The following is a 23,990-nucleotide window of genomic DNA, read 5'->3' as shown; positions in this document are numbered from 1 at the left end:
GCGACGACGGCGCGGGCTAGGCGCCTCACCCTGTGACCAGGGCGCACGGCTTCGAATGCGTTGTGAGGGTTACGGATCGGGGTCGAACAGGCCGAATTCGTAGGCGTCGGCGGCGGCGTCGGCGGCGGCCTCGGCGGCGGCCTCGGCGGCGGCGTCTCTACAGTCGCCGCACAGCAGGTCGGCGGGAACCCAGGCGCCGGGATGGAACGGGCGCCGGCACTCGGAGCAGTGCTGGCGCACGGTCTCGGGAGCCGGCGGCCGGCCTCGGCGCCAGCGGACGCCGGGGGCGGGCCACGGGCCACGGATCACGTCGCCCATCACAGCGCCCCAGCGAGCGGCATGAGCCACAGCGCCGCGAAGAACATCACGGCGACCAGCAGCACCAGGGCGGCCAGGACGCGGGCCACCAGGACGGCGGCGCGGCGGATCACTCGGGCCGCCGATGCCGGCCGGCCGGGTGCGCTCGGCGGGACGACGACTCTTGCGCCGCTTCGACCGCGTGAGCGACGACGCCGGGGTACTGGGCGCGGAGGTGGCCGAGGACGTACCAGACGTGTCGGGGGTGTTTGCCGAGCCAGTCGATGGCCTCGGCGTCGGCGATCGTGCCGGCGTTCGGATCGGTCGGCGCGCTCACGCGGTGACCTCGCGGCGAGAGTGGTCGGCCGCGAACTTCTCCACGTCGGCGCGGTCGAACACGTAGGCGCCGGTCTTGCCGGAGAGTTTCTGGGCGGGGAGCACGCCGGAGGTGACCCAATAGATGACGGTCCGCTTGGGGGCTTTCAGGATCGCGATGGCGTCCTGGATGCCGATCGCATCGAACTTGTGCATGGCACAACTCTTACACCGATGTTGTTCGATGCACAATCGGCGCGTCCTCGGCCATCTTGCGCGGTTGCACAGTTGGACCTATTCTGTCCAGCATGAGCATGAGTTCTGAGGTCGGACGTATCCCCCAGTTTTCTCGGGGCGATCGGTTCCGTAAGGCTCGTGAGACGGCGGGCTACAGCGTTCAGGAACTAGCGGACGCCCTCGGTGTGTCGAGGAACACAATCGGCAACGTGGAGTCGGAGCGCACCGGGCCTCGGCGCGTCATCGCCATCGCCTGGGCGGTCGCCACGGGCGTCCCTCGGCAGTGGCTAGAGACGGGGGAAGCCCCGTCACCTGATGGTGACGGGGCTTCCGATGTGCGCCCGAAGGGATTCGAACCCCTAACCTCTTGATCCGTAGTCAAGTGCTCTATCCGTTGAGCTACGGGCGCATGCATTTTCACTTGTGGAACAACTGCAACTTGTGAAGCTACCGACCGAAGCCGGTGTGGCGGAGGCGAGAGGATTTGAACCTCCGGACCCGGTGAAGGGTCAAGTCATTAGCAGTGACTCCCATTCGGCCGCTCTGGCACGCCTCCTGAGCCTTCTTCCGAAGGGCACCGGTCCTTTCGAACCGCCGAGGAGCAAGGTTACACAGACCCGTCGACAGACGCAAAACGCCTGATCGGGTGCTATCGGAGGTGGCTGTCGAACCAGTCGAAGATACGCCGCTCCGCGTCGACCACGGGGTCCTCGCCGGCGTCGTCGGTGAGGATCGTCCGGTCTTCGTCGGCGCGATGCTCGACCCCGGCGTAGCTCACGACGAGCGTGGCCACCGACGCGGTCGCGGTGGCCTCCTGCAGCCGCTCGACCTCCTGGACGGGGGTACGGGCGTCGTCCCGGCCGTACAGACCGAGCCACGGTGCCTTCATGTGCGGGGCAGCGTCGAGCAGAGACGTCGCGTCCTCCGTGAGCGCCTCGGCGATACCGGGCGCCGCGACGCTGACGGCCGCACCGATGGCGCGATTCGTCGCGACGAGAGCGGCGGCGGTGCCGGCCTCGTCGAATCCGACGACCCCGATGCAGTCCTCGTACGCGCCGTTGGCGACGAGCCACCGGGTGGTCGCGTCGAAGTCCTCGAACAGAGCCGCGCCGAAGACGCCGTTCTCGTTCGACGCGCGGTGGAACAGGTGCGGGGCCGCGACCAACCACCCGTCGGCGGCGAGGGCCTTCATGAACGCGAGCAGAGCGTCGGGGAAGGTTCTGGCCTCGTGCAGGACCACGATGCCGCCTCGGACGCCCGCCTCCGGGGCGAAGACGGTCAGCGGGACGGAGTCGGAGCTGTCGTCCACGTCGGTACCCAGCGGGGCTTGGTCTTCGATCGGACCTGTCATGTCCCCACGGTAGTGCGGTCGAGGTCTCCTGGCGAGGGCTGTGGCCAGGCCGCAACACGACTGTGTCCGACCGCGGCGCATAATCGGAAACCGTGACCGCACGCACCCGTGAAGACCTCGACGCCATTCCCGGATACGTCCCCGGAAGCTCCTCCCCCGGGGCCATCAAGTTGGCCAGCAACGAGACCACCGTGGGGCCGCTGCCGAGCGTGCACACCGCCATCGTCGACGCCGCGACCACCGTGAACCGGTACCCGGACAATCAGTCGACCGCCCTGGTCGAGGCGCTGTCGCGATTCCTGGACGTCCCCACTCAGCAGATCGTGATCGGCGGCGGCTCCGTGGCCCTGTGCCAGGAGCTGGTCCAGGCCACGTGCGCCGCGGGCGACGAGGTGGTGTTCGGATGGCGGTCCTTCGAGGCCTACCCCATCGTCACCCTCGTCGCGGGAGCCCGTGCGGTGCAGGTGCCGCTCACGGCCGACGACATCCACGATCTCGACGCCATGGCCGCCGCGGTCACCGACCGCACCCGTCTGATGTTCGTGTGCAATCCGAACAACCCCACCGGCACCGTCGTCGAGCGAGCCGATCTGGACCGCTTCCTCGACGCCGTCCCGGAGCACGTCCTCGTGGTGCTCGACGAGGCGTACTTCGAGTACAACGACGGCGCCATCGACGGCGTCGAGATCGGCCGCACCCGCCCCAACGTGTTCGTGCTGCGCACCTTCTCCAAGGCGTACGGTCTCGCGGGACTGCGCGTCGGCTACGGCGTGGGCGCACCGTCGGTGGTCACCGCGATGAAGAAGGTGCACACGGCGTTCTCCGTCAGTACCGTCGCGCAGGCCGCTGCCATCGCATCCCTGGCCGCGTCGGACGAACTTCTCGCGCGCACCGTCGGGGTGACGGCGGAGCGCAGTCGGATGCAGAAGGAGTTGCGCGACGCCGGCTACCGGATTCCCGACTCGTCCGCGAACTTCGTCTGGATTCCCCTCGGCGACCGGTCCGGGGACTTCGCGGCGGCGTCGAGGGAAGCGGGAATCCTGGTGCGCGCGTACGGAACCGACGGCGTACGCATCACCGTGGGCGACGTGCACGAGAACGACGCGTTCCTCGCCTTCGCCGCGACGGCCGCCGCCGACTTCGCCTGACGGTCGTCAGAGCCCGAGGGCCCGCGAGACCACCGGCCACGACGCGTGGAGCTCGTCCTCCCAGTACTTCCACTGGTGGGTGCCGAACGGCTTGAACACCACGGTCGCCGGAATGCCCGCAGCACGAAGGGAATCCGAGAACCCGTGGGTGCAGATGTTGGCGGCCATCTCGAGCGGGGCTCCCGAGGTGAACGCCTCGAGGACCTCGGATCCCGGTGCGCCACCGAACTCGTAGGGACCCGGGAACCCGTTGCCGGACGAGACGTAGACCGTCTTGCCGCGCAGGGCCTCCAGTCGCAGACTCGGATCGTTCTCGGCCCAGCCGACGTCGGCGTTGGTGCCCCACATGTTGGTGGCGTCGCCACCCTCGGACGCGACCGTCGCGCGGACGGCGTTCTTCGTCGCGTCGGTGCGGTTGTCGTAGCACCCGCTGAAGCCGGCGACGCCGGAGTAGAGGTCCGGGTGCTTGGTCATCAGGTTCATCGCGCCCTGCGCGCCCATCGACAGACCCATCAGAGTGTTGATCCCGTTGGTGCCGAACTGGGCGTCGACCAACGGAGGTAGTTCACTCGTGAGGAACGTCTCCCACTTGTTCACACCCAGGACGGGATCCGGAAGGTTCCAGTCGGCGTAGTAGCTGCCGCGGCCTCCCACCGGCAGGACGACGTTCACGTTCTTGTCCGCGAAGAACTGCTCCGCATCGGTCTTCTGCGTCCAGGTGCTCTCGGTGTAGTCCGATTCCTCGCCGGCGCTCACGCCGTCGAGCATGTACAGCGACGGCCGCCGAACCGACCGATCGGCGGGCAGGAGCACCTGCACCTGGATGTCACGACCCATCGAGGGCGAGAACACGAACATCTGCGCGCGCTGCTCGGTCAGCATCGACACGGCCGTCACCCGGGCGCCGGGAACCGCGTCGGAGACCGAGGTGACCGGTTCGACCGGCCGTGGATCCGCATGGGCTGCCGGGGTGGCGGTGGCCATCGTCAGCGCCAGTGCGCATCCGACGATCACTCGGGTTCTCTGTCTCACTCTCCGTCCTCTCCTGGTGGTATCGGACCGCGCCGATGTGTCGCTCGGGCCGGTACCGCGCACCAAGGTAACTCACCGGTAGCGTCGTCGCCTCCACCCTCCAAGTACCTCGCGAAGCTCTTGGCAGGGGTCACAAACGCGGCGAAAACCGACCGGCGGATACAGGATCGGCCCGCGATGCGTACCCGAAACCTCATTCTTCGGACCGAACCCGTCGCCCGTCTCGTATGACCGATCATGAAATTCATCGGTCGAGGTTGTGCGCACGCACGGTAAATCGGTGAATTACCCGAGGAATGCGGGGTGAAGCGACGTCTCGATGGCTTCGAACTGCATCGTTTGTGCTGGTCAGACGCCGAGTCCGAAAAGGTGAGCGATATCCGGCGAACTGCTCACTGCGATACCGGTACTCCTCGTTTCATTTCCGAAACAATCTCCAAGTTCGTTCCGGATTGTTACGGTACACACGAGATCAGCACAGACTGCAGTAACCACACAGTCACGGGGGGACACCATGACCACTTCGAAGGCAGCACCCAACCCGCTTCCGGGTCACGTCGAGGCCGGCTTCCTCGCCGGAACCAAGACCAACTCGTTGGCCATGAACGACCTGCGGGGGGTCGCCCGACACCTGGTGGATCACTTCGCCGCCAACACACCGTGCGGCACGCTGCCCGGCGAACTGCTGCACGGCGACGTCACCGAGGTGACCGTCAAGTGCCTGGGACTCGCCGTTCGCATGCTCGAATCGGGAACGACGCCGTCGGAGAAGGACCTCACCAACGTGCACGACGCGGCCGCCCGGTGGGCCCGCGAGGGAGTGCCGCTGCGATCGATCCTCCGGGCGTACCACGACGGTTTCCGCTTCGGCCTCACTCTCGTCAGCCGCCAGGCCAAGCCCGAGGACCTCACCAACGTCACCGAGAACTCGCTCGTCCTGGTGACCCTGCTCGAGGCCGTCACCACCGAGGTCTCCATGGCGTACGTCGAGGAGTACCGCTCCGTTGCCTCCGAGCACCACACCGCCACCCACACGCTCGTCACCGCGCTGCTCAGCGGCGGCCAGAACGCGATGTCCATCGCGCAGCAGTCCGGTATCGACCTGGCCGACGACTACTACGTCGTCGCGATGCACTTCCCACAGCACCCGGACGAGACCAGCCCGGTGGTCGACCGCACCGTCTCCGCCCGTCGGAAGCTGCGCCGCATCCAGGCCGAACTCGCCACCCTGACCGGGAAGGCGCCCCTGGCCCTGCTCACCACCGAGGGCGGCACCGTACTCATGCCCGCGCCCCGCGAACGCGAGTGGATGGACTCGTTGATCGAGCGCCTCTCCCGCGCCGGCGAGATCCCCATCACCGCCACGGTCACCCTCGCCGTTCGCGAGGACGTCCCGTGCGCCGCCGAGCACGTCTACGAGCTGCTCTCGCTCACACGGCAATTGGGCCGACCCGCCGGGATGTACCGCACCGAGGACCTGGTGCTCGAGTACCAGCTCACCCGGCCCGGACGCGGCCGCGACCAGCTGCTCGCCGCGCTGGCACCGCTCGACGACGCACCCGAGCTGCTCGAGACCCTCAAGTCCTACATCGGTCACGAGCTCAACCGGCAGCGCACCGCGCGCCACCTCTTCGTCCACGCCAACACCGTGGACTACCGCCTCAAGCGCATCGGGCAGCTGACCGGTATCGACCCCAGCGTGCCGTCCGGGCTGCGGTACCTGCAGGCCGCCATCGTGGCGCGGGGGCTGGCGACGACGCCGAAGCCGCGCTGACCGCTTCCGCCACGACCGCAGCCGCACACACGACCGAGCCCGAAGCCGCAGATCATGTGGCTTCGGGCTCGGTCGTTGCGTGGCCGTGATCGTGGCGGAAGCGGAGGGATTCGAACCCCCGGACGCTTTCACACGTCTCTCGCTTTCAAGGCGAGTGCATTGGGCCGCTCTGCCACGCTTCCGCAGGCGATACTAGAGGTCGCCGGAGTCCAGGCGACGATCGACCTTCTCGAAGATGTCGCCGAGGGTGGACAGTTCCCGTTCGTCGAGCAGGTCGATCAGATGGCGACGCACCCCGACGACGTGGGTGGGCGCGGCCTCCGCCAGCCGGGACCGGCCCTCGGCGGTGATCACCGCTCGGACCCCGCGCCCGTCGTCCGCGCAGGTCTGCCGCTCCACCATCCCCTGCTGCTGCATCCGCCCGATCTGGTGGGTGAGCTTGCTGCGCGAGGAGAGCACTCCGTCGGCGAGCGAACTCATCCGCAGCGACCCCTCGGGGGACTCGGCGAGCAACACCAGAATGCGGTACTCCGCGATGGTCAGACCGTGCGCGTTCTGCATCCGACGGTTCAGGACGTCCACCAGGCGGTGGTGACCCTCGATCAACGACCGCCACGCACGCATCTCCCCGGCGTCCAGCCACCGTGGGGAGGCGTCGCCGTGTTCGTCGGGGTCTGTCATCACCCACGCATCGTGGGGTACGCCGGGCACCTGCGCCGCCGTTCGGGACACGGCACGAACAATTCTAGAGTTTCTGCAGAATGGACGCGTCGACCTCGGTGACCGATGACAGGCCGGCCAACCCCATCGTGATGTCGAGGTCCGCGAGCAGCGAGCGCAGCGAGTGCACGACGCCGTCACGGCCGCCGAGCCCGAGTCCGTAGACCCAGGGCCGTCCGTACAGCACGGCATCGGCCCCGAGAGCGAGCGCCACGACGACGTCGGCTCCCGACCGGATCCCGGAATCGAGCAGGACCGCGGCCCGATCGCCGACGGCCTCGGCGACACCGGGCAGGGCGTCGAGCGCGGCGATCGCGTTGTCCACCTGCCGCCCACCGTGATTGGACACGATGACGCCGTCGGCGCCGGCGTCGACCACGCCGCGGGCGTCGTCGGGATGCAGAACGCCCTTCACGGCGATGGGAAGATCCGTCCACCCCCGCACCTTCGCGATGTCCGCGAGCCGCACGGTGTGATTGCCGAACATGCCGATCCAGGTGAGCACCGCGATCTGCATCGCCTCCGCGCTCTCCTCCGGTGGCGCGCTCAGCCGGGACCGGAACACCGGATCCGTCAGGTAGTTCGCGATGCCTTCCGAGCCCAGGAACGGGAGGTGGCCGAGGGTGAGATCCCGCGGACGCCAGCCCATTCCGGGGGTGTCGGCCGTGACGACGATCGCCTTCGCGCCTGCGGCGTCGGCCCGACGGACGAACGATTCGGCCACCTCGTCGTCGGCGGGCCAGTACAGCTGAAACCACCAGTCGTCCCCGGCCTCGGCCGCGACGTCCTCGATGCACATCGACGACGCCGTCGACAGCACGAAGCCCGCGCCCACCTCGGCCGCGGCGGCCGCCACCAACGCCTCGGCACCGGAGTGCACGATCCCGAGCGCCCCGATCGGCGCCGTGAGCACCGGGCTCGACAACGGGGTGCCGAGGACGGTGACCGACAGGTCGCGGGCGTCGGGTGCGCTCGCCCCGGTCCACATCCGCGGAACGATGCGATGGGACGCGAACGCGTCGACGTTGGCGCGCGCGGTGCGCTCCGTGGAGGCGCTTCCGGCCACGTACGCGTAGGCGACGGCGGAAAGGGATTCGCGGGCGAGATCGTCGAGCCCGGCGGCGGTCATGGGAAGAGACGGGACGGTGCCGCCGAGTCCGGACAGATAGATCTCGTTCTGAAAGTTCCCGAAGTTGCTCACATCGGCGCACGTTACTGCCTGAGGCGCCCCCGCGGACGAGCATCGAGCGCAGGTGATCACGCCGATTTCTCGTGTGATCTCGCCGCGCTCGCGGTGACGACCGGGGCGCGGTGGTTCATGCTTGTCGCATGCATCCCGCGATCGAAGCCGAGGGCCTGGTCAAGACGTTCGGAAAACACCGCGCCGTGGACGGCGTCAGCCTCACGGTGCCCCGCGGCACGGTGTACGGCGTGCTCGGCCCCAACGGAGCCGGCAAGACCACGACGGTCCGCATGCTCGCCACCCTGCTGCGACCGGACGGCGGCAGCGCGCGCGTCTTCGGTCACGACGTTCTGAAGGAGCCGACGGCCGTTCGATCGCTGGTCGGCGTCACGGGTCAATACGCATCGGTGGACGAGGATCTGACCGCCACCGAGAACCTGGTGATCTTCTCGCGCCTGCTCGGTCTCGGCCGGGGCGAGAGCAAGACGAAGGCCCGCGAACTGCTCGAGGAGTTCGACCTTCTCGACGCCTCCGACCGGCCCCTGAAGAACTTCTCCGGCGGCATGCGGCGCCGGCTCGACCTCGCCGCGAGCCTCATCTCCTCCCCGCCGCTGCTGTTCCTCGACGAGCCCACCACCGGACTCGACCCCCGCACCCGCGCGCAGATGTGGGACACCATCCGGCGTCTGGTCTCCGAGGGCACCACCGTGATGCTCACGACGCAGTACCTCGACGAGGCCGATCAACTGTGCGATCGCATCGCCGTCATCGACCACGGACGGGTGATCGCCGACGGCACCGCCGACGACCTCAAGGCGTCCATCGGAGAATCCTCGCTGCACCTGCACCTCGAGGACCCCACGCGGTCCGAGGAGGCCAGAAGCATCGTCGTCGGCGTTCTGGGCGTCGAGGTCGCGGTGAAGGCGGGCGGCCGGCTGAGCGCCCCCATGGCCGACGCCTCCGCCACCGCCGACATTCTGATCCGGCTGCGGGAGAACGGCATCGACGTCACCGAGATCACCGTGACCAAGCCGAGCCTGGACGAGGTATTCCTCACCATCACCGGAAACACCGACACCGAGGACGACGCCGCATGACCACCACCCTGAACGATCCCGGTCCGACGATCGACGACGATCTCGTCGTCGTCCGACGCATCTCGCTCGGCCAGTCGGTCGGGCACTCGCTCACGATGGCCCACCGGGGATTGCTCAAGATCAAGCACAACCCGGAACAATTGTTCGACGTGGTGTTCGTGCCGGTGGTGTTCACCCTCATGTTCACCTACATCTTCGGCGGCGCGATCTCCGGTGACGTGCAGAGCTACCTGCCGGTCATCATCCCCGGCATCCTGGTGCAGACGGTGATCACCACGTCGATCGTGACGGGCACCCAGTTGCGCGAGGATATGGACAAGGGCGTCTTCGACCGCTTCAAATCGCTTCCCATCGCGCGCATCTCACCGCTCGCGGGTGCGTTGCTCGCCGACGTCGTCCGCTACGGGATCGCGACCGTCATCACGGTGTGCACCGGATACGCCATGGGGTTCCGGCCGGGCGGTGGAGCCGTCGGCGTGCTGCTCGCCGCCGCGCTCGTCATCTTCTCCGCGTGGGCCATCAGCTGGATCTTCGCGCTCATGGGCGTCCTGATGAACAAGGCGTCGTCGGTGCAGGGCATGTCGATGCTGATCCTGTTCCCGCTCACGTTCCTGTCCAACGCCTTCGTCCCGCCGGAGACCATGCCGGGGTGGCTGCAGGCCTTCGTCGGCGTCAACCCGGTGTCCCAATTGGTCTCGGCGGTACGCGAACTCATGAACGAGGGCAACGCCGGGATCCACGTGGTGTGGTCGCTGATCGGCGCCGTCCTCATCGTCGCGATCGTCGCGCCGCTCACCGTGCGGACGTACATGCGCAAGGCCTGACGGCCTGCGGTTCGGTGAACCCGGTGGGGTGTCTCAGGTGCCGCAGAAGGTCTGGAACCCGTCGCAGAACGCGGCCGGGGCCGGCTCGGCGAACTCGGACCGGTCGTCCCGACGCTCGAACGGGTGCGTCACCACGGTCAGCAGTTCGCGGAACGGCGCGAGGTCGCCCGCCGTCGCCGCCCGCAGCGCGGCGTCGACCCGGTGGTTGCGGGGGATGTAGACGGGGTTGACGCGGTCCATGGCGTCGGCGATCTCGGTGTTCGTGCTTTCGGGGTTCGGGCTCTCGGGGTTCGGCGCGGCCAGGGCGTCGCGCCAGCGACCGAGCCAACCGGCCGAATGTTCGCGCGGCACCAGGGAATCGAGGGCGGTGGGATCGCCGCGAAGCTCGTCGGCGAGGGCCCGGAACGTCCCGGTCCAATCGGCCCCGTGGTCACGGAGCAGGACCAGGAGATCGTCGGTCAGCGCCGCGTCGAGCGCGTCGGGGTTCAGCCCCAGCTTGGCCGCGAGCCCGGTCCGGTAGTGCGCGTCGTATCGCTCGCCGAACGTCCCCAGCACCGCGGTGGCCGCGGTCACGGAATCGTCGGGAACCGAATCGATCAGTGGGAGCAGCGTTTCGGCGAAACGCGCGAGATTCCATCCCAGCGCCGCGGGCTGGTTGCCGTACGCGTATCGACCCTGGCGGTCGATGGAGCTGAAGACCGTCGCGGGGTCGTAGGCGTCGAGGAAGGCGCACGGCCCGTAGTCGATGGTTTCCCCGGAGATCGTCGTGTTGTCGGTGTTCATCACTCCGTGCACGAAGCCGACGAGCATCCATCGCGCGACCAGTGCGGCCTGGGCCTCGACGACGGCGCCCAGGAACGCCAAGTACCGGTTGTCCGGACCCTCGGTGGGCCGGTCCAGCAGGTCCGGGTAGTGGCGAGCGATCGCGTAGTCGACGAGCGGGGCGGTCATACCCTCACGGCGCGCGGCGAATTCGAACGTGCCGACCCTCAGGTGGCTCGACGAGACTCGAGCGAGGACCGCTCCGGGCTCCACCGTCTCCCGCTCGATCAGCTCACCGGTGACCGTCACGGCGAGAGCACGCGTGGAGGGGATGCCCAGCGCGTGCATCGCCTCGCTGACGAGGTACTCGCGCAGCATGGGCCCCAGCGCCGCCTTGCCGTCGCCGCCGCGCGCGAAAGGTGTTCGGCCCGAACCCTTCAGGTGCAGATCGACCCGATCGCCGGCCGCGGTGGTCAGCTCGCCGAGAAGCAGGGCGCGGCCGTCGCCGAGCAGCGGGACGTATCCGCCGAACTGGTGACCGGAATAGGCCATGGCAACCGGTGAGGCGTCTGCCGGTGCGGCCGACCCGGCGAGCACCGCGACGCCGTCGTCCCCGCGCAGCATGTCGGAGTCCAGGCTCAGCTCGCCCGCCAACGCGTCGTTGACGACGGCCAGGCGCGCGTCCGGTGCGGGCGCGCCCTGCCACGGAACCGAGAGGTCGGGCAGCTCACGGGCCAAGGAATCGTCGAGCCCCCACGCGGCGTCGACGGTGGGGCGAGCGGCGGATTCCGGTACGGCGGTCATATCCGACAGTAACCGTCGGGTGGGCCGAAAAATTGCGTCCGGCCTAGCATCGGGAGCGTGTACGCAATCACCCTGACCGAATACGGCGACCCCGACGTGATGCGGTGGACCGAGGTCCCCGACCCCGAGCCCGGCCCCGGTGACGTCCTCATCTCGATCACCGCCGCCGCCGTCAACCGGGCGGACCTGCAGCAACGCCAGGGCAACTACCCACCGCCACGGGGGGCATCGGAGATCCTCGGGCTCGAGTGCTCCGGCGTGATCGCCGAGGTTGGCGCGGACGTCACGCGCTGGAACGTGGGCGACCGCGTGTGCGCGCTGCTCGCCGGGGGTGGCTACGCCGAGCAGGTCGTGGTGCCGGCCGAGCAGGTCATGCCGATTCCCGACGGACTGGATCTGCACGTCGCCGCGTCGTTGCCGGAGGTCGCGTGCACGGTGTGGTCGAACCTGTCGATGTACGCGGGCCTGTCCGACGGCGACACCCTGTTGATCCACGGCGGCGGGAGCGGGATCGGCACCCACGCCATCCAGGTCGCGAAGGCCCTCGGCGTCCGGGTGGCCGTCACGGCGGGATCGGCGGAGAAGCTCGAGGTCTGCCGGTCGTTCGGTGCGGACATCCTGATCGACTACAAGACGACGGATTTCGTCGAGGAGCTGCGCACTGCCACCGACGGTCACGGCGCCGACGTCATCCTCGACAACATGGGCGCGAAGTACCTCGGCCGCAACATCTCCGCCCTGGCGCTCGACGGCCGGCTGGTGACGATCGGCATGCAGGGCGGCCGGGTCGGCGAGCTCGATTTCGCGGCGTTGATGGCGGTGCGCGGGTCGGTGCACTGTGCGGGGCTGCGGGGGCGTCCGGTCTCGGGACGCGGCGGGAAGGCGGACATCGTGCGCGCCGTCACCGAGCGGGTGTGGCCGCTGATCGCGGACGGCACTGTTTCCCCCGTCGTGCACGCGGAGGTCCCCGTCGCGGACGCCGCCGAGGCGCATCGGATGCTCGACGATCACGCGACCGTCGGAAAGGTGATTCTGCGGGTGCGGTAGCGGCCGGCGCTGGGGGTCCGCGCGGGGTCCTCGCGCAGTTCTCGCGCACCCTCCAGCGAGTTGCGCACCGTGCAGCGTGCGCGGAGCGCTGGAGGGTGCGCGGGAGGGGTGAGTGCGCCGGGGGGCTCAGGCGAAGGTCGACAGCAGGTAGACGAACTGATCGATCTCGTACCTCGTGGTGTACGGCGCCAACCCCACCGTGATCGCACCACCCGCATCGCCCACGCCCAGGGAATCGAGCAGACGGCTGTCGCCCGGCACCCCGCTCACGACGCCGACCTGACTGTCCGCCAAACGAGCCGCCACCTTGTCGGCCGCGACCCCGTCGACGCTGACGCTGACACACGGGATGCGGCTCGACGACTGGCCGATGGTCATGACGTGCGCCATGGTCCGCAGGCGCGCGAGAAGGTAGTCGAACAGCCGGTCCTGGTAGTCCTGCAACGAGGAGATCGACATCTCGATGCGTTGGCGGCGAGTGCCGACGGCACGCTCGTCGAGTCGGGCCAGGTGGTCGATCGACGCGGTCATGCCGGCGAGGACGGCGTACTGGAGCCCACCGACCTCGAGGCGTTCGGGGCCGCGCGCGTTGGGATCGAGCGACATCGACGGCAGCCGGTCGAGCAGCTCCGGATCGCGGAAGACCAGGGCGCCCGAGCGCGGACCGCCCCACGCCGACGAGTCGACGGCGATGACGTCGGCGCCGAGCTCTTCGAGGTCGAGCACCGCGTACGGAGCCGCTCCGACGGCGTCGACCACGATCAGTCCACCCACCTCGTGCACCAGATCGGCGGCGACCTTGACGCCGGGTGCGGATCCGACGATCGACGACGCCGCGGTGACGCTCACGACGCGAGTGTTGGGGGCGATGAGGTCCGCGAACTGCCAGCTGGGGAGCTCGCAGGTCTCGATGTCGACCTCGGCCCACTGCACCTGCGCGCCGTAGCGGTTCGCGATGCGCAACCAGGGAGCGACATTCGCCTCGTCGTCCAGCCGCGACAGGACGATGCCCGTTCCCAGTCCCAGACGAGTGCTCATCGATTCGGCCAGAAGAGCGAGCAGAGCCCCGTGGTTCGGTCCGAGGACCACACCCTCCGGGGTACCTCCGACGAGGTCGGCGACGGCCTGGCGAGCCTGGTCCGTGATCTCGGCACTGCGCTGGGCGAAGGGGTGGCGTCCGACGCGCGACGTCGCGGACCCGCGGAAGGCGGTGGACACCGCGGTGGACACCCGATCCGGGGTCTGCATGCCGAGCTGGGGGTCCAGGTGGATCCATCCGTCGCCGAGCGAGGGGAACAGCCCTCGGACTCGGGCGACGTCGTAACTCATGGTGATCACTCTAAGCGTCTCGGCGCGAGACGCGAGGCTCACGTGGTGAGGGTGGGGGGACATCGCCGGACGTGCATGGGTCCGCGCCCTGGCGAAATGTCGGGATCGACCGGTGTCGGTCCGGTAGGCCACTATGGGGACATGACTTTTCCGCAGTCTTCGCGCGAGCAGGCGTCCGACCAGCAGTCCACCGACGAGCGGGGCGACGGCTCCGACCACGTCACGGTCGTCGGACCCGACGGCAATCCGATCTCGCTGAGCCCGTCCGAAGCCGCCGCGGCCGCGGCGCGGGCCAACGTGACCGGGGCGGGTGACGACGGCGAGGAGTCTCTGGCCGACATGGTCGAGCAGCCCGCCAAGGTGATGCGCATCGGCACGATGATCAAGCAACTCCTCGAAGAGGTGCGGGCCGCTCCGCTGGACGACGCGAGCCGCACCCGGCTCAAGGAGATCCACAGCTCGTCCATTCGCGAACTCGAGCAGGGCCTGGCACCCGAGTTGCGGGACGAGTTGTCCCGGTTGGCGCTGCCGTTCGGTGAGGACTCCGTACCCTCGGACGCCGAGCTGCGCATCGCTCAGGCGCAGCTCGTCGGCTGGCTCGAGGGCCTCTTCCACGGCATCCAGACCGCACTGTTCGCCCAGCAGATGGCGGCGCGCGCGCAGCTCGAGCAAATGCGCCAGGGTGCGCTGCCGCCCGGCGTGAGCATCGCCGGTGGCGGCGGCGGTGGCGGTGCCTCCCCCGGAACGGGCCAGTACCTCTGATGCCGGTGCTCCGGGTGCAGCGGTGACCGGACGGTAGGGTCGACCGTCGTGGCAGTCCGAGGAACAGAATCCAGCACCGACGCCCCGCCCCCGTCCGACTCCCAGACGTTCGGCCGGGCCGTGGGCGATCTGCGCCAGGGTTTCGCTCAGCGCGAGCTGTGGTTGTCGCTCGGGTGGCAGGACATCAAGCAGCGCTACCGCCGCTCGGTCATCGGACCGTTCTGGATCACCATCGCCACGGGCGTGCAGGCCGTAGCCATGGGCCTGCTGTATTCGGTGCTGCTCGACATCGAACTGCGCGACTTCCTGCCGCACGTCACCGTCGGGCTGATCATCTGGAATCTCATCAGCGCCTCGATCCTCGAGGGCGCGGACGTGTTCGTGGCCAACGAGGGACTGATCAAGCAGTTGCCGTCGGCGCTGAGCGTGCACATCTACCGTCTGGTGTGGCGCCTGGTCCTGCTCTTGGGCCACAACCTGCTGATCTACCTGATCATGCTGGCGGTCTTCCGACCCGAGCTGCACTGGACCATCGTCACGGCGATCCCGGCGTTCGTGCTCATCGTGATCAACATGGCGTGGGTCGCGATGTTGTTCGGCATCATCGCCACGCGGTACCGCGACCTGGCCCCGATCCTCGGGAGCCTGGTGACGTTGCTGTTCTTCATGACACCGATCGTGTGGACCACCGCCAACCTGCAGACGATGGGCGGCGAGGCCGCCTCGCGCGCCCGGTTGGTCGAGATCAACCCGCTGTTCCATTACCTGGACATCCTGCGAGCGCCCCTGATCGGCGAGGACCAGCAGGCGTACCACTGGTACGTCGTCCTGGGTTGCACGGCCGTCGGGCTGATCCTCACGATGCTCGCCATGCGCAAATTCCGGGCCCGCGTGCCCTACTGGGTCTGACGGAGACAACCACCATGACTGTGAGTGCCCCATGACCGTGAGCATCGAGACGCGCAACGCGTGCGTCGACTTCCCCATCTTCGACGCCAAGACCCGCTCGCTCAAGAAGGCGTTCCTGGGCCGGGCCGGCGGAACCATCGGGCGCAACAGCGACGACGTCGTCGTCGTGGAAGCCCTGCGCGACATCTCCCTGTCGCTGAAGGAAGGCGATCGCGTCGGGCTCGTCGGACACAACGGCGCCGGCAAGTCCACGCTGCTGCGCCTGCTGGCCGGCATCTACGAGCCCACCCGGGGTAGCGCCAGCGTCCGCGGCCGCGTCGCGCCCGTGTTCGATCTGGGCGTCGGGATGGATCCGGAGATCTCGGGCTACGAGAACATCGTCATCCGCGGCCTGTTCCTCGGCCAGACGCGCAAGCAGATGATGGCCAAGATGGACGAGATCGCCGACTTCACCGAGCTCGGCGAGTACCTGGACATGCCGCTGCGCACCTACTCGACCGGTATGCGCGTGCGCGTCGCGATGGGCGTCGTCACCAGCATCGACCCCGAGATCCTGCTGCTCGACGAAGGCATCGGCGCGGTCGACGCCGAGTTCATGAAGAAGGCTCGCATCCGCCTGCAGGCACTGGTGAAACGCTCGGGCATCCTGGTCTTCGCCTCGCACTCCAACGAGTTCCTGGCCCAGCTGTGCGACTCCGCGATGTGGGTCGATCACGGGCAGATCCGTCAGCGCGGATCCATCGAGGAGATCGTGCGCTCGTACGAGGGGAACGACGCAGCCGATCACGTGGCCAAGGTCATCCGCGAGATCGAGGCGCAGGATCACGATCCGCGTGCCTGAGCGGATCGTCGGTGTCGTCGTCACCCATCGCCGACGCGAACTGCTGGCGACGTCCCTGACGGTGCTCGCCTCGCAGTCTCGGCCGCTCGATCACCTCGTCGTCGTCGACAACGCGGACGAACCGCAGGTGCGCGAACTCGTGGAGTCCACGGCCGGACTCGACGTCACGTACCTCGGCAGCAAGCACAACCTCGGCGGTGCGGGCGGATTCGCGCTCGGCATCCTGTACGCCCTCTCGCTCGGCGCGGACTGGGTGTGGCTCGCCGACGACGACGGCCGCCCGGAGGGCTCGGACGTTCTGCGCACCCTCGTCGACTGCGCGCAGCGCCACGGACTCGCAGAGGTCTCCCCGGTGGTCTGCGACATCGACGACCCGGATCGCCTGGCGTTCCCGCTGCGCCGTGGACTCGAGTGGCGTCGGCTCCGCTCGGAACTGATCGACCCCGCCCGGCCGGAGGACGACCTCCTCGCCGGCATCGCGTCGTTGTTCAACGGCGCCCTGTTCTCCGCGTCGGCGATCGACGCCGTCGGCGTTCCGGATCTCAGACTGTTCGTCCGCGGCGACGAGGTGGAGATGCACCGGCGGTTGCAGCGATCCGGCCTGGCGTTCGGCACCTGCCTCACCACCGCCTACGTCCATCCCAACGGAGCCGACGAGTTCAAGCCGATCCTCGGCGGTCGCATGCACACCCAGTACCCGGACGACGCGACCAAGCGGTACTTCACCTACCGCAACCGCGGATACCTGATGGCGCAGCCGGGAATGCGCAAACTCCTCCCCCAGGAATGGGTGCGGTTCGGCTGGTATTTCCTGGTCACGACGCGCAATCCCGCAGGCCTGCGGGAGTGGCTGAGCCTGCGCAAACTCGGTCGGCGCGAGCACTTCCGCCGCCCCTGAACACCAGGTGCGTCCGATGATCGTCGGTCCACTACGGTAACTGCTCATGACCTCGAAGTGGCGCCTGACGCAGCGCATGAAAGTGTCGGCTCGCGACAAGGTCGTCCGGGCAGTCCACGACGCCACAGCCGCCGACCGGTCCGACGCAGAACGCCGCCACCACGAACTCGTGAACCTCCTCACCAGCCAGGCGCAGGTCATCTCGGAACTACAGGAGTCCGTCACCACGCTGGAATTTCGGATGCGTCGTGACATCCCCTTTGCGTTGGACGTCGAAGCGACTGCATCCAGCGCGGACTTCGTCGAGGACCACCTGACGCGTACGCCGTCTTTCACGCACCCCAACCTGACGCTGCGCCACGCGCTGGGTGCAGTTTCCATCGACGGCATGGCACTGGAGTTCGGTGTCGCCACTGGAACCACGCTGGCCATCATCGCCGAGGAGTGGCGTCAACAGTCGAATGTTGGCGTGGTTGCCGGTTTCGACACCTTCGAAGGTCTTCCCGAAACATGGCGCACCGGCTTCGAAGCCGGAACTTTCGCGCAGGATTCTCTACCCGACGTGCCTGGCGCGCATTTGGTCAAGGGTCTGTTTCAGGAAACGCTTGGCCCGTTCCTGTCCAAGAACCGCGGACCGATCGCGTTCGTCCACGTCGACTCCGACCTGTACTCCTCGGCCGACTTCGTCCTGCGACGCCTCGAGTCCCGGCTGCGCCCGGGCACCGTGATCGTGTTCGACGAGTTCTTCAACTATCCGGGCTGGGCCGCACACGAGTACCGGGCGTGGACCGAATTCGTCGATCGCACCGGAGTCGGATTCGAATACCTCGCCTACACGTCCAACGGGGAACAGGTGGCGCTGAAGCTCATCTGACCGACTTACTGTCGGCGGAATCGACGCCGTACAGGCGAGCCCAATTCTCGCGGCTCGTCAAATCGGGAACAGCGTCTCTGAACTGTCGCTGGACGTCACTGCCCTCCGACCGAAAACGCCGCATCACGTTGGCAACACGCTTGGCGACCGACCTCGCCTCGGACACATTCCGACGACGTACTCGAACCCCGGACTGGGACGCATCGGCAACAACGACCCGATCGAACAACGACACGTGCCACCAATGCGCCTCGGCCGCCGGGATGTAGGCGAACTCGTGCCGTACCCGACCTTGCAACTGGTCCCGAACTCGCTTCGCCAGAACCAGGTCGAGCATCGAATCTTTCGGGGGGTAAGTCGCTGTCCTGGTAACCAATTCGGATGCCGAGACTCCGGGTACAGCACTCGCGGGGTGCTTGATGGTTTCCGGATGGGCAGCACGCATGGCACGAACCGAAACAAGAGCGGACTGACCACCGTCGTCGAGAATGCTCGGCCCGGTCAGAAAATCCTCGACTGCCTGAAGAACAGTGTGCGCCAGGCCGTACTGCATCGACACAGCGAACTGGGTCACTTCACGAGCCAATAGTTTCGTCAAAGCGTTGACCTCGAAGTCGCTGTGCAGAGCTGCCGCGATCAGGGAATTTCGCACACTGAAATATTTCGCCCAGTCGTCGCGGTCCTTCCAGTGGAAGTCTGCATGCCATACTCCGGCGTTGGGAAGCGTGGCGGTTGCAAAACCGTGAGCACGCGCTCGAATCCCGAACTCGATATCGTCCCATTGAAAGAACACCGGTAACGGAAGACCGATAGCAGAGACGACTTCGGCGGGTATCAGGCAGGACCACCAGGCGTTGTACCCGGCGTCCACACGCTTGTTTGCGCGCTTCTCGGTCAAATCCACGTCGTGAAGAGAATTCGCCGACCACCGACCCGCCTTGAGTTTGGGTAGGTCCGCTTCCTCGCCGCTCACGTGCAGGTTCAATGGATTCATCAGATACAGCATCTGCGCGCCTACCAGGGTCGGCTCGCTCGTGACATTCGCAAAGGCGTTCATACGTAGGACTGTTTCCGGTTCACACAAGATGTCATCGTCCATCAGAATGACATTGGCGTGTTGGTTCAATTCCGTGATCTCGAAGATCCCGCGAGTGAAACCACCGGCCCCGCCGAGATTGGGTTGCCGGATGTAGACGAGTTTGTCACCGATAGTTTCGCGCACCTCGGTGAACAGAACCCGCTCCGCTACCGGATCGGTACCCTGATCGACGACGAAGACTGCGTCGAGGCCCGCCATGACCCCATCGTCGGACGCAAGCGCGGCAACCGTCTCCGCGCAGTCGTCCGCTCGGTTGAACGTGCATATCGCGACCGCCGCAGGGCGAATTACCTCAGGTGCCGCTACGGTCCATTCTACGTTCGAGACAACGACGCGACTGCCGGACGCTGCGATCTCGATCCAGAGATATCCACCGTCCAAGAACGTGTCGAGGGTTCCGGTGAGATGCAGTCGGCCTGAATCGGACAAGCCGGCCGTCCGAACCGTCCTCTCGTTTCCACCCGAATCCGACGCACGCAGCCTCACCTCGCCAGAGCCGTCGAAATCGAATGACACCGTCACTTCGAGGATCGAGGTCCAACGTTGAAAGTAGCTTGCAGGGAACCGCCCGAAATAGGTGTCGGCATGAACCAGGGCACCTTGTTCCAGAGTCACATCGAACCGGCGGCGGTGAGCATCTCCATTGACGATGGAGCAGTACAGATCGTCGGAGACCCGTGAAGACGGCCCTGCGAATGTGCCGCGCTGAACCACCAACCGTGTCGACGGCTCGTGGTCGGTCAGTTTGCGCCGCACCGCCTCGATGTCGTTCTGCGTTCCGACAGTTTGCGCGGACCTACTCATTACTCTCCTACCGATTTGCGGTGCGATCCACCACTGGCGTCCAGCTTCGTCGATCGACGCAGCTCACGTTATCAACCCTTTGCGGTCCCATCCGGGATAGCCGTTCGGGCGCGGCGCCGCGAAACGACGCCCAGAAATGACATTGTCAGCACTACCAGGCCCGCCACCACTGCCGCGATCCTGCCCAGTCGCAGACCTGGTGACTCGAACACCACTTCGAGGACCGCAGTTCCGGCGGGCACGTCGACGGTCAACAGACCCGCGGGGCCCTCCCGGACGGGGACGGCTACCCCATTCACGCTGGCCGAGTAACCCGGCCAGGCCAAACGCGAGAACACGACGGTACCCGAAGTGACCGCGTCGATATCGACCCTTTCCACACTCGCGGTGCCGCGTGACGAAGACGCATCGACCCCCGGAGAGGACCAGGTCGCAGGACCGGCGCGACTTGCCATCGGCTGGGTTCGTACCCACACGACACGAGCACCGTCCTCGTCTGCAATGCGCCACCCGCGAGGCGGAGGACCAGCAGTTTGCGAGGGCAGGAGAGCGCGCTGCAGTACCAAAGTCGAAATGCCCATGATGTCGACCAAAGGAGCGACGATCTCGTCGGACGCGGGTTCGAACAGCCTGTCATAAGCATCCGCACAAACGGCGCCTCGATAATCCATGCACAATTCGTCGGCGAATACGTCGAAGCCCATTCCCGTGTAACTGGCTACCGTAGTTCGACCGACTACACGAGCAACGTTGCCGAACAGGAGCCGGCCCGACCGAGTGTCTTCGGTGGTCACCGAAGCCTTCTCGGCCAGTTGCAGAACCGTTCCTCGATATGTTTCCGCGCCCGCTCGCATCTCGTCGATCGAGAACCCCGGCGTACCTCCGTTCGGTGGGCCCGGTGGTTCCGGCGTCGCCGACGGCAGTGGTTGTGGTGAAGATGGAAACGACGACGCCTGCAAGCCGAGTGCGCCGACGGTGCCCACGAGGGCGACGACAACCAGAGCAGATGTCCCCCGCCGAATCCCCAGGATCACGCTTGTCGCCACGAACGCAGAAGTCGATACGAGACCGACAAGGTGGATGACCCCCAGGTCGGGCCGAACCGCCCAAGACAAGTAAGCACCCAATGCAATGGCAACGACCGTCAGCCCTGCTCGTCGACGCAGATCATCACGTGCGAGCCCAGCGGACAGCGCAATCGCGAATGCAACAGCGACCACCAAATAGAGATATTCGACCAATCGGAACGGCCATCGAAACAACCACACGTTCGACGGTGCGAGACTGGCCACGAAATAGAAGCCACCCACGATGGCCAAACCCACCGCACCCGAGTATCTGCGCCGCAGAGATCCCCATCGTAGCCAGGGGAGAAGCGGCAGGAAGAACCACGCGAAGTAGGTGGATGGCACGCTCTCCAATCGCGCACCACCCCAATTCGAGATAGACGGAAGATACGTCGTCGAGCTACCTGCGACCAGATCGCCGATGTCCGGAACGAGAAAAGTATCGTTCGCGATAGCGGCGAGAGATTGTCGATTCGTCACCTCACTGGAGCCGAGGAGTGGAAGAAAGACCATCAAAGCCACCGCGCCAACGCACGCACCCACCAGAGTCAGCGCCGCCAGTTTCGCGCGATCTCCACGAAGGAACGTTTCGACGCCAAGAGCACTCAGCACCACGACAAGGCCGAGAGGCGCGTAGGGATTGCCCGCTGTCATCGCAAGGAAGCCGAACACGAACGGTACGATTGCAGGCACACGACCAGCGACGAAACGCCGTGATGACCACCAGAAGTGGATGACCCAAGTGAACGCCGCGAGGCCCGCAGGCCATCCTGCTGCCTCGTACCAGAGGGTGAGCCCGGACACCGGCATCGCGACCGCGACCAGGTAAGACGGCGCCCGTCCCGCGCCATATGCCCTCGCGAGCAGGTAAACACCGGTCCCGAGGATTGCCATCATCTCCGCGGTCACGACAAACGCGGCGAGCGCCAAGTTGTCGAAGAACGAGACGATGACGAAATTGACGAGGTTGACGGGGTTCCAGATCCCCGTCAGTGCCTCCGCTGCGTAATTCCCGCCCATCCATCCGGTCGGATCCATCGCAACCCATTGCCCGCTTCGTAATTGCGACCCGAAGATGTGCCACAAGGGAACGAACTGCTCGTACATATCGCCCACGTAGAAAAACAGCGTCCCTCGCCACTGCGCCAACGCGGCCATGAGGACAACGGTGACCGCGACCAGCGGGACCATCGCCGTATCAGTAACTCGGCGGGTGTGCCCCCTCACGGTGTCACCCGAGCGCGAAGCGTCGACCGACGTCACGATGAACTGACCGATCCGACGACATGCCCGCGCAGAAGTATTTTCTTCGACAGAACGAAGGTGAAAGGAATCGCAACCACCGCGGCCACCAGCGGTGCAATTCGCTCATCTATTCCAACCCCATCCACGAGAAGAACAACCCCTACCGTTGTGATGACATAGTTCGCCATGTTGCCGAGTGGAAACATGGCAAATTTTCGCCATGTCGGCTTCGTCTTGAAGGTCCAATAGCAGTTGAGAAGGAACGAACCCACCATCGCGATGACGATTGCCACGAGATGGGCCGCAAGGTAGGGGATTATCAATCTCAGCAGTAGGTAACTCCCGTAATACACCGAGGTGTTGAGGACGCCGACCAGGGCAAAGCGCATGACGCTCGGGAGAGCATTTCTGCCGCGTCGGCGCAGTGCGCCGTCATGCGCCTGCGGGTCACTCACTCCTTTTCGTCCCCGTGAAGTTCTCGAGCGATGCGGCTGCGACGCACCGAACGTGATGGGGCATGGTCGTCCTCTGTTTCCGCGACCAAGAAATGCGGGCGCTGCTTGGTCTCGTAGTAGATTCGTCCGACGTACTCCCCGATCACGCCCAGGAACATCAGCTGCAACCCCCCGAGCCCGATGATCGCCGCAACCAGCGTCACATACCCGGGAACGGAGACCCCCGCCACTATTGCGGCGATGATCAAAAACAGGACATAAGCCAGTCCGAGCGCCATCACCGTCGCCCCGATATAGATCGCGAGACGCACCGGAGCATTGTTGAACGACATGATGCCGTCGATGCCGTAGTTGACGAGGCGCCGAAAGGACCACTTACTGACGCCGCCGCCTTGACGGGCCACGTTCTTGTAATCGACTGTTGCGGTGGGGAACCCGATCCACGAGAACAGTCCCTTGGAGAAGCGGTTGTACTCGCCGAGTTGCAGAAGCGCGTCTACGGCGCGTCGACTCAACAGCCGAAAATCCCCAGCACCGTCTTGCATGTCCACGTCGACCATCCGGTTCACTGCACGGTAATACACCCTGGCAGCCGCAGTCCGGCCGAAGGAGTCACCGTCCCTCGTTCGACGGGCGACCACCTGGTCGTACCCCTCAGCGTGCAAGCGCAGCATGTCCACGATCAGTTCGGGCGGATGCTGCAAGTCCGCGTCCATGATGACAACGGCATCACCTTTGGCGTAGACCAGGCCTGCCAGCATCGCCGATTCTTTCCCGAAGTTTCGGCTCAGCGAGATGTACCGAATACGCGAATCGTCACGATGCAACTGCCGCATGATCGCCACGGTCTCGTCGCGGCTGCCATCATCGACCAGGATGATCTCGAGGTCGGGTCCCGATGAATCCATCTGCGCCACGACTCGCTCGGCGAGACTGGACAGCACGTCCTCCTCGTTGTGACACGGGACGACGACCGACAACAGCACAGTAGCTCCAACACAACGGCAGACGCCATCGATTGGATGGCACGAACTCGGCAAGTGTTACACAAGGAGCCACTGACACAAGAACAGGACATGCGGTCGGAACCGCCCATGAATCCGGCAGTGCCGGAAG

General features: G+C 66.4%; 24 protein-coding genes and 3 tRNA genes. 11 read left to right on the top strand and 16 right to left on the bottom strand.

Going from position 1 to position 23,990, the window contains the following annotated elements:
• Nucleotides 1–69: 69 nt before the first annotated feature.
• The 3 genes from ACY466_RS00775 to ACY466_RS00765 form a co-directional block, all read right to left on the bottom strand.
• Nucleotides 70–318, bottom strand: a complete 249-nt coding sequence (locus ACY466_RS00775; protein ID WP_463248973.1) for a hypothetical protein — start codon at nt 316–318, stop codon at nt 70–72.
• 109 nt (nt 319–427) lie between these two features.
• Entirely contained in the window at nt 428–634 is a 207-nt protein-coding gene (locus tag ACY466_RS00770; RefSeq protein ID WP_463248971.1) for a hypothetical protein, read from the bottom strand.
• Nucleotides 631–828, bottom strand: a complete 198-nt coding sequence (locus tag ACY466_RS00765; protein WP_463248969.1) for a helix-turn-helix domain-containing protein — start codon at nt 826–828, stop codon at nt 631–633. The genes ACY466_RS00770 and ACY466_RS00765 overlap by 4 nt, the downstream gene beginning before the upstream one ends.
• Before the next feature lie 92 nt (nt 829–920).
• On the opposite strand from ACY466_RS00765, the gene ACY466_RS00760 reads away from it, so the two are divergent.
• The gene (locus ACY466_RS00760) at nt 921–1,220 is read left to right on the top strand and encodes a helix-turn-helix domain-containing protein (RefSeq protein WP_463248967.1); all 300 of its coding nucleotides are present in this window, start codon (nt 921–923) and stop codon (nt 1,218–1,220) included.
• On the opposite strand, the gene ACY466_RS00755 is transcribed toward ACY466_RS00760, so the two are convergent.
• From ACY466_RS00755 to ACY466_RS00745, 3 genes are all read right to left on the bottom strand, one after another.
• Nucleotides 1,186–1,258 (bottom strand) — tRNA-Arg (locus tag ACY466_RS00755). The two genes, ACY466_RS00760 and ACY466_RS00755, sit on opposite strands and share 35 nt — an antisense overlap.
• Before the next feature lie 57 nt (nt 1,259–1,315).
• Nucleotides 1,316–1,405: transfer RNA gene (locus tag ACY466_RS00750), tRNA-Ser, on the bottom strand.
• 93 nt (nt 1,406–1,498) lie between these two features.
• Complete coding sequence (locus tag ACY466_RS00745; protein ID WP_463248965.1) at nt 1,499–2,200, bottom strand: dienelactone hydrolase family protein; 702 nt, start codon at nt 2,198–2,200, stop codon at nt 1,499–1,501.
• Between the two features lie 92 nt (nt 2,201–2,292).
• Between ACY466_RS00745 and hisC the strand changes: the two genes are divergently transcribed.
• On the top strand, nt 2,293–3,348 hold the full coding sequence (gene hisC / locus ACY466_RS00740; protein ID WP_463248963.1) for a histidinol-phosphate transaminase: 1,056 nt from the start codon (nt 2,293–2,295) through the stop codon (nt 3,346–3,348).
• A 6-nt stretch (nt 3,349–3,354) separates the two neighbouring features.
• On the opposite strand, the gene ACY466_RS00735 is transcribed toward hisC, so the two are convergent.
• Nucleotides 3,355–4,380, bottom strand: a complete 1,026-nt coding sequence (locus ACY466_RS00735; RefSeq protein WP_463248961.1) for an alpha/beta hydrolase — start codon at nt 4,378–4,380, stop codon at nt 3,355–3,357.
• 514 nt (nt 4,381–4,894) lie between these two features.
• On the opposite strand from ACY466_RS00735, the gene ACY466_RS00730 reads away from it, so the two are divergent.
• Complete coding sequence (locus ACY466_RS00730) at nt 4,895–6,154, top strand: PucR family transcriptional regulator (RefSeq protein WP_463248959.1); 1,260 nt, start codon at nt 4,895–4,897, stop codon at nt 6,152–6,154.
• A gap of 92 nt (nt 6,155–6,246) precedes the next feature.
• Here the strand turns inward: ACY466_RS00730 and ACY466_RS00725 are convergent.
• The 3 genes from ACY466_RS00725 to ACY466_RS00715 all read right to left on the bottom strand — a co-directional run bounded on the left by ACY466_RS00725 (nt 6,247) and on the right by ACY466_RS00715 (nt 8,075).
• Nucleotides 6,247–6,336: transfer RNA gene (locus tag ACY466_RS00725), tRNA-Ser, on the bottom strand.
• 10 nt (nt 6,337–6,346) lie between these two features.
• Nucleotides 6,347–6,835 carry a MarR family winged helix-turn-helix transcriptional regulator gene (locus tag ACY466_RS00720; protein ID WP_463248956.1) on the bottom strand — a complete coding sequence of 163 codons (489 nt, stop codon included), beginning with the start codon at nt 6,833–6,835 and terminating at the stop codon, nt 6,347–6,349.
• Nucleotides 6,836–6,899: 64 nt separating this feature from the next.
• On the bottom strand, nt 6,900–8,075 hold the full coding sequence (locus ACY466_RS00715; protein ID WP_463248954.1) for an alpha-hydroxy-acid oxidizing protein: 1,176 nt from the start codon (nt 8,073–8,075) through the stop codon (nt 6,900–6,902).
• A 128-nt stretch (nt 8,076–8,203) separates the two neighbouring features.
• Between ACY466_RS00715 and ACY466_RS00710 the strand changes: the two genes are divergently transcribed.
• Both ACY466_RS00710 and ACY466_RS00705 read left to right on the top strand, forming a co-directional pair.
• Nucleotides 8,204–9,154, top strand: a complete 951-nt coding sequence (locus ACY466_RS00710; protein WP_463248952.1) for an ATP-binding cassette domain-containing protein — start codon at nt 8,204–8,206, stop codon at nt 9,152–9,154.
• Nucleotides 9,151–9,978: an ABC transporter permease gene (locus tag ACY466_RS00705; protein WP_463248949.1), complete on the top strand. Its 828-nt coding sequence runs from the start codon at nt 9,151–9,153 to the stop codon at nt 9,976–9,978. Before ACY466_RS00710 ends, ACY466_RS00705 begins: the two co-directional genes overlap by 4 nt.
• Nucleotides 9,979–10,011: 33 nt before the next feature.
• Here the strand turns inward: ACY466_RS00705 and ACY466_RS00700 are convergent, their stop codons facing one another.
• On the bottom strand, nt 10,012–11,544 hold the full coding sequence (locus tag ACY466_RS00700; RefSeq protein ID WP_463248947.1) for a protein adenylyltransferase SelO: 1,533 nt from the start codon (nt 11,542–11,544) through the stop codon (nt 10,012–10,014).
• A gap of 57 nt (nt 11,545–11,601) precedes the next feature.
• Here ACY466_RS00700 and ACY466_RS00695 point away from each other — a divergent pair, with 57 nt between their 5' ends.
• Nucleotides 11,602–12,591 carry an NAD(P)H-quinone oxidoreductase gene (locus ACY466_RS00695; protein WP_463248945.1) on the top strand — a complete coding sequence of 330 codons (990 nt, stop codon included), beginning with the start codon at nt 11,602–11,604 and terminating at the stop codon, nt 12,589–12,591.
• A gap of 126 nt (nt 12,592–12,717) precedes the next feature.
• Here the strand turns inward: ACY466_RS00695 and ACY466_RS00690 are convergent, their stop codons facing one another.
• Nucleotides 12,718–13,920, bottom strand: coding sequence for a cysteine desulfurase-like protein (locus ACY466_RS00690; protein ID WP_463252400.1), 1,203 nt, complete (start codon nt 13,918–13,920; stop codon nt 12,718–12,720).
• A 141-nt stretch (nt 13,921–14,061) separates the two neighbouring features.
• On the opposite strand from ACY466_RS00690, the gene ACY466_RS00685 reads away from it, so the two are divergent.
• Genes ACY466_RS00685 through ACY466_RS00665 form a run of 5 tightly spaced genes read left to right on the top strand, consistent with a single transcriptional unit; the run spans nt 14,062 to nt 18,204 of the window.
• Nucleotides 14,062–14,682: a bacterial proteasome activator family protein gene (locus ACY466_RS00685; RefSeq protein ID WP_463248943.1), complete on the top strand. Its 621-nt coding sequence runs from the start codon at nt 14,062–14,064 to the stop codon at nt 14,680–14,682.
• A gap of 48 nt (nt 14,683–14,730) precedes the next feature.
• Nucleotides 14,731–15,591 (top strand): galactan export ABC transporter permease subunit Wzm/RfbD, encoded by an 861-nt coding sequence (gene wzm / locus ACY466_RS00680; protein WP_463248941.1) that lies wholly within the window; start codon nt 14,731–14,733, stop codon nt 15,589–15,591.
• Between the two features lie 31 nt (nt 15,592–15,622).
• Nucleotides 15,623–16,432 (top strand): galactan export ABC transporter ATP-binding subunit Wzt/RfbE, encoded by an 810-nt coding sequence (gene wzt, locus ACY466_RS00675; protein ID WP_463248939.1) that lies wholly within the window; start codon nt 15,623–15,625, stop codon nt 16,430–16,432.
• Entirely contained in the window at nt 16,425–17,330 is a 906-nt protein-coding gene (gene glfT1 / locus ACY466_RS00670; RefSeq protein ID WP_463248937.1) for a galactofuranosyltransferase GlfT1, read from the top strand. Before wzt ends, glfT1 begins: the two co-directional genes overlap by 8 nt.
• Before the next feature lie 46 nt (nt 17,331–17,376).
• On the top strand, nt 17,377–18,204 hold the full coding sequence (locus ACY466_RS00665; RefSeq protein ID WP_463248935.1) for a class I SAM-dependent methyltransferase: 828 nt from the start codon (nt 17,377–17,379) through the stop codon (nt 18,202–18,204).
• Here ACY466_RS00665 and ACY466_RS00660 read toward each other — a convergent pair.
• From ACY466_RS00660 to ACY466_RS00645, 4 genes are all read right to left on the bottom strand, one after another.
• On the bottom strand, nt 18,197–20,107 hold the full coding sequence (locus ACY466_RS00660; RefSeq protein ID WP_463248932.1) for a glycosyltransferase: 1,911 nt from the start codon (nt 20,105–20,107) through the stop codon (nt 18,197–18,199). The two genes, ACY466_RS00665 and ACY466_RS00660, sit on opposite strands and share 8 nt — an antisense overlap.
• 71 nt (nt 20,108–20,178) lie before the next feature.
• Nucleotides 20,179–22,365 carry a hypothetical protein gene (locus ACY466_RS00655; protein ID WP_463248930.1) on the bottom strand — a complete coding sequence of 729 codons (2,187 nt, stop codon included), beginning with the start codon at nt 22,363–22,365 and terminating at the stop codon, nt 20,179–20,181.
• 68 nt (nt 22,366–22,433) lie between these two features.
• Complete coding sequence (locus tag ACY466_RS00650; protein ID WP_463248928.1) at nt 22,434–22,874, bottom strand: GtrA family protein; 441 nt, start codon at nt 22,872–22,874, stop codon at nt 22,434–22,436.
• Nucleotides 22,871–23,860, bottom strand: a complete 990-nt coding sequence (locus tag ACY466_RS00645) for a glycosyltransferase family 2 protein (protein WP_463248926.1) — start codon at nt 23,858–23,860, stop codon at nt 22,871–22,873. Before ACY466_RS00645 ends, ACY466_RS00650 begins: the two co-directional genes overlap by 4 nt.
• Nucleotides 23,861–23,990: the final 130 nt, after the last annotated feature.

This window comes from Rhodococcus sp. K11/5 (genome assembly GCF_055193735.1).
Note: the sequence above shows the minus strand (reverse complement) of the source record. Positions and strands in the feature narration are given on the sequence as shown.